At 62.6% G+C, this 7,552-nt stretch carries 10 protein-coding genes; 9 read left to right on the forward strand and 1 reads right to left on the reverse strand.

Features of this window, described 5'->3' with window-relative positions; genetic code table 11:
- The 3 genes from ENZ74_RS14950 to ENZ74_RS14960 all read left to right on the forward strand — a co-directional run.
- Positions 1-295: glutathione S-transferase C-terminal domain-containing protein (locus ENZ74_RS14950; protein ID WP_206522282.1), on the forward strand; the 295-nt coding region annotated here is incomplete at its 5' end.
- Positions 292-699: a hypothetical protein gene (locus tag ENZ74_RS14955; RefSeq protein WP_063167820.1), complete on the forward strand. Its 408-nt coding sequence runs from the start codon at positions 292-294 to the stop codon at positions 697-699. The genes ENZ74_RS14950 and ENZ74_RS14955, both read left to right, overlap by 4 nt.
- 3 nt (positions 700-702) lie before the next feature.
- Complete coding sequence (locus ENZ74_RS14960) at positions 703-1,344, forward strand: Pr6Pr family membrane protein (RefSeq protein WP_013532132.1); 642 nt, start codon at positions 703-705, stop codon at positions 1,342-1,344.
- 76 nt (positions 1,345-1,420) lie between these two features.
- On the opposite strand, the gene ENZ74_RS14965 is transcribed toward ENZ74_RS14960, so the two are convergent.
- Positions 1,421-1,672 (reverse strand): DUF1127 domain-containing protein, encoded by a 252-nt coding sequence (locus ENZ74_RS14965; protein ID WP_063167819.1) that lies wholly within the window; start codon positions 1,670-1,672, stop codon positions 1,421-1,423.
- Between the two features lie 92 nt (positions 1,673-1,764).
- Here ENZ74_RS14965 and ENZ74_RS14970 point away from each other — a divergent pair, with 92 nt between their 5' ends.
- The 6 genes from ENZ74_RS14970 to ENZ74_RS14995 all read left to right on the forward strand — a co-directional run.
- The gene (locus tag ENZ74_RS14970; RefSeq protein ID WP_013532134.1) at positions 1,765-3,174 is read left to right on the forward strand and encodes a PLP-dependent aminotransferase family protein; all 1,410 of its coding nucleotides are present in this window, start codon (positions 1,765-1,767) and stop codon (positions 3,172-3,174) included.
- 119 nt (positions 3,175-3,293) lie between these two features.
- Complete coding sequence (purL, locus tag ENZ74_RS14975; protein WP_013532135.1) at positions 3,294-5,525, forward strand: phosphoribosylformylglycinamidine synthase subunit PurL; 2,232 nt, start codon at positions 3,294-3,296, stop codon at positions 5,523-5,525.
- Positions 5,522-6,034: a hypothetical protein gene (locus ENZ74_RS14980; RefSeq protein ID WP_024504561.1), complete on the forward strand. Its 513-nt coding sequence runs from the start codon at positions 5,522-5,524 to the stop codon at positions 6,032-6,034. The genes purL and ENZ74_RS14980 overlap by 4 nt, the downstream gene beginning before the upstream one ends.
- 125 nt (positions 6,035-6,159) lie before the next feature.
- Positions 6,160-6,393, forward strand: a complete 234-nt coding sequence (locus ENZ74_RS14985; protein WP_010909092.1) for a BolA family transcriptional regulator — start codon at positions 6,160-6,162, stop codon at positions 6,391-6,393.
- A gap of 141 nt (positions 6,394-6,534) precedes the next feature.
- Positions 6,535-6,870, forward strand: a complete 336-nt coding sequence (gene grxD / locus ENZ74_RS14990; RefSeq protein ID WP_063167818.1) for a Grx4 family monothiol glutaredoxin — start codon at positions 6,535-6,537, stop codon at positions 6,868-6,870.
- Positions 6,871-7,033: 163 nt separating this feature from the next.
- A partial coding sequence (locus ENZ74_RS14995) for an MFS transporter (RefSeq protein ID WP_127312841.1) occupies positions 7,034-7,552 on the forward strand: 519 nt, incomplete at its 3' end.

Here is a 7,552-nt window from a genome sequence, read left to right on the forward strand (position 1 = left end):
CCCCCAGTTCGCCCGCCTGCATCATGGACTGGCGGCAATCGAGGCCCGTATGGCGCAAGGGCCCTTCGCACTCGGCGACGACATCAGCTTCGCCGATGCCTGGCTGACGCCGACGCGGTTCATCTTCAACAATTTCCGCGCCATGACAGGACGCCACGACCTGCTCGACGCCTATCCCAAATTCGACGCCTACCAGCAGATCGCCTCGCAACACCCGGCATTGTCGCGTGTGTGGGGCGAGATGACCGACGGCTTGAAAATCTTCCTGTCCGAGCTTGAGATGGGTGCCGCTTGATCAAGTCGAGGACGATCGCGCTGGTCGCCGCGACGGGCTTTGTGCTGGCATCCTGCCAGTCGACGCCAAAGAGCACGCCTGTTCCCTCGGGCAAAAGTGCAGCGCTGCTGGCCATGGAACAAGTGGCGATCGCCGCCCACAAATGCTGGATCGCCAGCAAGGACCCGGCCTTCAAACCGTATCAGATGGCCAATGAGCTGAATTCGTTCAGCGGCACGCCGCGTTTCCTGCTGGTTCCGGCCAAGCACTATGGCGGCAAACCTTTGCTGGTCGTGCAGGCGCAAGGCAATTCTAGCCGTGTCGACGTCTTCGGACCGCTGATGAACGATCCGCTCGGCGCCCGCATCGGCTCCGACATTTCCCGCTGGCAGGCCGGCAATCCGGCCTGCGCCGCGACGGCCTAGCCCATGGGCCGGTTCCTGCAGATTGTGGGGCTGGTCATCGGTCTGGCCGGGCTCATCCTGCAGTTCTGCATCAGCATTCCTGCATCGATGGAAGCAGGCCGCAGCCTGCTTGGCTCCGTCATTTTCGTCTTCAGCTTCTTCACCATCCTGACCAACATCGGCGCGGTGCTGGTGTACACGTCGCTGCTGTCACCCACCTTCTATGCCTGGCTGCCGGCCTTTGCAGGGGCGCGGATGCGCACCGGCGTTGCGGTTTCGATCGCACTGGTCTTCATCATCTACGCAACGGTTCTGGCACGACTCTGGCAGCCGCAGGGACTGTTCCTGCTCTGCGATGTTCTCCTGCACTACGTCACGCCGGTGCTGTTCGTGCTGTGGTGGCTGATATCGGGCGCCGACGGCCGGACACGCTGGAGCGACATTTCGTGGTGGGTGATCTATCCCATCGCTTATCTGGTCTATGCGCTGGTGCGGGCGCCGCTTGCCGGCGAGGTGCCCTACCCTTTCCTGAACATCGCCAAGAACGGCGCGACCAGCGTCGTCATCTCAGCTGCAGCCATCACCGGACTTTTCCTCGTGCTGTGCGTGGTCGCCGTCCTTGCGGACCATGCCGTTGCACGCACCAGGGCGTCGAGGGTCCGTTAGAACTGTGCGGACCTTCTGTCCGGATTTCCCGGGACCATCATCTTTCCCAAACCGGTTCCCACTTTTGGGATCACGGTCAGTCCCAGAACGGCCTGATGCCCTCGCGGTGGGCGTCGCAGCGCGTGACGCCGATATCCTTGAGCTGGTCGTCGGTCATCTCCAGCAGAGCCAACCGGCTGCGGCGGCGATCCAGCAGGTTGTCGATCCATCTTGCCAGCGACCTCAGCACGCGCACAAGGCGGCTGACAAAGCCGCGCTGAGCCGACGGGCGTGTCGATTGGGCCGATAATGCAGCGCTCGAATGACGTATTGTCACGATTGTATTCATTTTCTTTCTGCCAAAGTCCTAAATTGTACCCTTTTGGCACGCGATTGATATGTATTGACTCATCTATCGGTGCAATATAGAAAATTGTCACCATGACAAATTGGCTTCCAGATCTCACTGCCGGCTCCGGCCCGCTGTATCAGCGGCTGGCGGATTCCATCGAGACGGACATCGATCGGGGCGTGATCGATGCCGGCGCAAAGTTGCCGCCGCAGCGCGACCTCGCCTACGACATCGGCACCACCGTCGGCACGGTCGGCCGGGCCTATCAATTGCTGCGCGAGCGTGGGCTGGTGAGCGGCGAGGTCGGGCGTGGAACCTATGTGCTCGGCCAGCGCGCGAAGCCGGATTTTCCGGCTCCGGACGTCGGCGGCGAAGGCACGCGCTATATCGATGCGCCTAAAGGCAAGCTGCGTTTCGACAGCACCGCAGCACCTGATATCGGCCAGGGCGACATTGTCGCCGGTGTCCTGTCGCGCACGGCGCAAGACCATCCGCATGAGATTTCGAGCTACACCAGGGATTTCCCCGAACGATGGTACGAAGCCGGCGCCCGCTGGTTGGCGCGCAATTCCTTTCGCCCGGATGCCGACACCATCGTTCCCACGCTCGGCACCCATGCGGCGGTGATGGCGGCGATCGCGGCGCTCACCATGCCTGGCGACTATGTTGCCTTCGAGCACCTCACCTACTCGCAGGTTTCCCGCAGTGCCGGCTTGATCGGCAGGCGCACCGCGTTGGTGGCATCGGACGATGAAGGCATCGATCCGCAGGATTTCGAGCGCGTCTGCGCGCAAAAGCATCCCAAGATGATCTTCCTGATGCCGACGGCGCAGAATCCGACGCTGGCCACCTTGTCGGCGGCGCGCCGCGAAGCGATCGCCCATGTCGCACGCGAATACAATGTCGTCCTCATCGAGGACGACCTCTATGGCAATCTGACCGATGATCCGACGCCGTTGCTGGCCGAATATGCTCCTGAGAGGACCATTGTCGCGGGCGGCCTGTCGAAGTCGGTCGCAGCCGGTGTGCGCGGCGGCTGGCTTTCCTGCCCGCCCGCCTACCGCCACCGCATCCGCGTCGCCCACAAGATGATGACCGGCGGCATGCCCTTCCTGCTGGCGGAGGTGAATACAAGGCTGGTGCTGTCCGGTCAGGCGGATGAGATACGAAAGCGCAGCATCGCCGAAATCAGCGCCCGCATCGCCATCGTACGCGAGACTTTGGCCGGCTTCGCCTTCAAGTCGCATGACAGGGTGCCCTTTGTCTGGCTGACCCTGCCCGACCCCTGGCTTTCCGGCACCTTCAAGAACGCTTGCCTGGAGCACGGCGTGCTGATCGACGACGAGGACGAATTCAAGGCCGGCCGTTCCGAGCAGGTTTTCCATGGCGTCCGCTTCGGCGTTTCGCAGCCGAGACAGCGCGGGGATATCGCTGAAGGCGTTGCGGTGATCCGGCGACTTCTCGATGAAGGCCGCGCCGGCTACGACAGCTTCTCCTGACACTGCGTGGCTTTGTCCGGTTTTCCGTCGTTTTTCGTCAATCCATGGGTGTATCGGCCGCAAGGCTTGCGATAAGACGGGACTCAAAATCCCAACGTCCCGGATAAAAATCGCCGCCCATGACCATTTCCAATTCCGTGCCGATCACCCCCGAGCTCATTGCCTCACACGGGCTCAAGCCCGACGAGTACCAGCGCATTCTCGACCTCGTCGGGCGCGAGCCGAGCTTCACCGAACTCGGCATCTTCTCGGCGATGTGGAATGAGCACTGCTCCTACAAATCCTCGAAGAAATGGCTGCGCACGCTGCCGACCACCGGACCTCAGGTCATCCAGGGGCCGGGCGAGAATGCTGGCGTGGTCGACATCGGCGATGGCGACTGCGTCGTCTTCAAGATGGAGAGTCACAACCACCCATCCTACATCGAGCCCTACCAGGGTGCGGCGACCGGCGTCGGCGGCATATTGCGCGACGTCTTCACCATGGGCGCGCGGCCGATCGCGGCGATGAATGCGCTGCGTTTTGGTGCGCCCGACCATCCCAAGACCAGGCACCTCGTTTCAGGCGTGGTTTCCGGCGTCGGCGGCTATGGCAACGCGTTCGGCGTGCCGACGGTCGGCGGCGAGGTCAATTTCGATGCCCGCTACAATGGCAACATCCTGGTCAACGCCTTTGCAGCGGGCCTTGCCAAGACCGATGCGATCTTCCTGTCCGAAGCCAAGGGAGTCGGCCTGCCGGTCGTCTATCTCGGCGCCAAGACCGGCCGCGACGGCGTCGGCGGCGCCACCATGGCTTCGGCCGAATTCGACGACAAGATCGATGAGAAGCGTCCGACAGTGCAGGTCGGCGATCCCTTCACCGAAAAGTGCCTGCTGGAAGCCAGCCTCGAACTGATGGCCTCGGGCGCCGTCATCGCCATCCAGGACATGGGTGCGGCCGGCCTCACCTGCTCGGCGGTCGAAATGGGCGCCAAGGGCGACCTCGGCATCGAGCTCGATCTCGACAAGGTGCCGGTGCGCGAAGAGCGCATGAGCGCCTACGAAATGATGCTTTCGGAAAGCCAGGAGCGCATGCTGATGGTGCTGCGTCCGGAAAAGGAAAAGGAAGCCGAGGCGATCTTCCACAAATGGGGGCTCGACTTCGCCATCGTCGGCAAGACCACCGACGATCTGCGCTTCCGCGTGCTGCACCAGGGCGACGAGGTTGCCAACCTGCCGATCAAGGATCTTGGCGACAAGGCTCCGGAATATGACCGGCCGTGGATCGAACCGAAGAAGCCGGCGCCGCTGGCCGCCAATGATGTTCCGCAAGCCGATGTTGCAGACGCGCTCCTGAAGCTGCTCGGCGGTCCCGACCTGTCTTCGCGCCGCTGGGTGTGGGAGCAGTATGACACGCTGATCCAGGGCAATTCGCTGCAGCTTCCAGGCGGCGATGCCGGCGTGGTGCGGGTCGAAGGCCATGCGACCAAGGCGCTCGCCTTCTCGTCCGACGTGACGCCGCGCTATTGCGAGGCCGACCCTTACGAGGGCGGCAAGCAGGCGGTGGCCGAATGCTGGCGCAACTTGACCGCCACCGGCGCTCTGCCGCTGGCCGCAACCGACAACCTCAATTTCGGCAACCCGGAACGGCCCGAGATCATGGGCCAGCTGGTCGGTGCCGTGAAGGGCATCGGCGACGCCTGTCGTGCGCTCGAATTCCCGATCGTCTCCGGCAATGTCTCGCTCTACAACGAGACCAACGGCCAGGGCATCCTGCCCACCCCGACCATCGGCGGCGTCGGCCTGATCGCCGATTGGTCGAAGATGGTGCGGGCCGGCTTTGCGGCCGAGGGCCAAATGATCCTGCTGGTCGGCGCGCCGGCGTCCTGGGGAACGCATCTCGGGCAATCGGTCTATTTCAGGGACATACACGGCCGCACGGATGGACCGCCGCCGCCGGTCGACCTCGAGCATGAAAAGCGCGTCGGCGACCATGTGCGCGCGCTCATCGCCTCCGGCATCGTCACGGCGGCGCATGACGTTTCCGATGGCGGTATCGCGGTGGCTTTAGCCGAAATGGTGATGGCGTCCGGCATCGGCGCCACCGTTCCCGGCCTTGTCGGCACCGACCCGATCCCGGTCTGGTTCGGCGAGGATCAGGGCCGTTATCTGCTGACGCTGTCGATCGACCCGCATGGTGACGAATGGGACGCCATTCGCAAGCAGCAGGGCGAGCTTGGCATCTTCGCGCCGTGGATCGGCTCCACAGGCGGCAGCGCGCTGAAGCTTGGCGACGCCAGGGCAATCCCGGTCAGCGAACTCTCCTCGGCTCACGAAGGCTGGTTCCCGCGCTTCATGGATCAGGCTAGTTGACCACACTGGCTGCCCGGGCGCTGCTTGCAGTCGTTTTCTGGCCGTCGCTGTTCTTCTTCTGGTTCCTGGGACCGTTCGTCTTTTTCCTGCTGTCGACAACCTCGAGCGAGGTTTGTATGCGGCTGGAAACACGTGCGGAGTTCCTTGCCGCGGCGAACGGCGCCGTCCCGATGCTGGCGCTGCAGAACCTCCTCTACGCGGTCCCGATCATCTGCCTGGTGCTCTGGGGCCGCCTTTTCCCGGATCCGGCACGGGCAAGGCACATCGTCACCTGCGTCAAGCTTTTCGCCGGCACGGTGGTCGTGGGCGCGTTGTGGGAGTACGGCTCGTCGCTCATCTGCGACGGCCATGGCCAAGGGTTCTTCTCGCCGGCTTGGCAAATGACGAGCTATCTCCCCATTGTCAGCCTGCTGCTCAACGCGCCGCTCTATGTGCTTGCCTTCAGCCTTGGCCGCGCTTTCTCGACACGCGAGGACGTTGCCGAGGATGAAGCAAGCCCACCGGCCTAGTCTTTCTCTGAAGCCGTGTGGCCGTTGGCGGGACAGAACGGCTTCAATCCGGACCGGAAAGGCTTTAGGCTCACCCGACTCTCATCTTATGGCCGGCTACCGGCCGCTCGAAACAGGATTTTGCCATGGCAATGGATGCCCACGACATCGAAAAACTGATCAAGGACGGCATTCCGGACGCCAAGGTGACGATTCGCGATCTCGCCGGCGACGGCGACCACTATGCGGCCGAGGTGGTGGCCGAGAGCTTTCGCGGCAAGAGCCGCGTCCAGCAGCACCAGATGGTCTATGACGCGCTGAAGGGCAATATGGGCGGCGTGTTGCACGCATTGGCGCTGCAGACCAGCGTTCCCGACTGACCCTTAGCGCTTGGCCCAACACGGCTCATCCTTTGCGCCATTTCAGCCACGGCGCGGCTAACGTCTTGTTTCGAGCAATCGTTGGGTTTATTTGAAGGGTATGTTTCGAGCCTGACTCCCACAGGCGGGAAAGGATATTCCATGAGCAGCATCAACGACTACATTGACAATGAAGTGAAGGGCAACGACGTCGTCCTTTTCATGAAGGGCACACCTGGTTTCCCGCAATGCGGATTTTCCGGCCAGGTCGTCCAGATCCTCGACTATATCGGCGCCGACTACAAAGGCGTGAACGTCCTGGACTCGGCTGAACTGCGCCAGGGCATCAAGGAATACTCCAACTGGCCGACGATCCCTCAGCTCTACGTCAAGGGAGAATTCGTCGGCGGTTGCGACATCGTGCGCGAGATGTTCCAGGCGGGCGAGCTGCAGACGTTCCTCGTCGAGAAGGGCGTCAGCGTCAAAGGCGCCGCCTGATTTCTGTTTTGTGCATGCCCGAAATCGACGTTGATTTTCGGGCATCGAGCACCAGGCACCGGGGCAACCTCACCTCGGCAATTTTCATGTCCTGACCCCAGGACCAGGACGAGCCAATGCGCCGGCCCGCCGGCGCATTTTCGTTTGAAAGATCGGACTTGCCGTGGACCAGCCAAAACCAGCGCCGCAATCGGCAAGCAAACTGCCCATTCCGCGCTGGGAGTTCATCGCTCTGTGCGCGGCACTGATGGCGCTGAACTCGCTGGCCATCGATATCATGCTGCCGGCTCTGCAGCAGATCGGCGCCTCGCTCGGCGTCGAAAATGAAAACCACCGGCAGTACGTCATAACGGCCTACATTCTGGGCTTCGGTGGCGGGCAGCTGTTCTTCGGGCCGATCTCGGATCGCTTCGGACGTCGCGCACCACTGGTCGCCGGGCTGGTGATTTATGTCGCCGCGGCTGCGGCCGCCGCCGTTGCACCAAGCTTTGAAACACTTCTGCTGTGCCGGGCCGTGCAAGGCATCGGTGCAGCCGCCACTCGTGTCATCGCGGTCTCGATCGTGCGCGATACGTTCGACGGCCGGCGCATGGCCGAGGTGATGTCGCTGATCTTCATGGTGTTCATGGCGATACCGGTCATTGCTCCCGGCATCGGCCAATTTATCATGCTGTTTGCGACC

The organism is Mesorhizobium sp. M7A.F.Ca.CA.002.15.2.1, from assembly GCF_003998715.1.
Classification (GTDB): domain Bacteria; phylum Pseudomonadota; class Alphaproteobacteria; order Rhizobiales; family Rhizobiaceae; genus Mesorhizobium; species Mesorhizobium ciceri.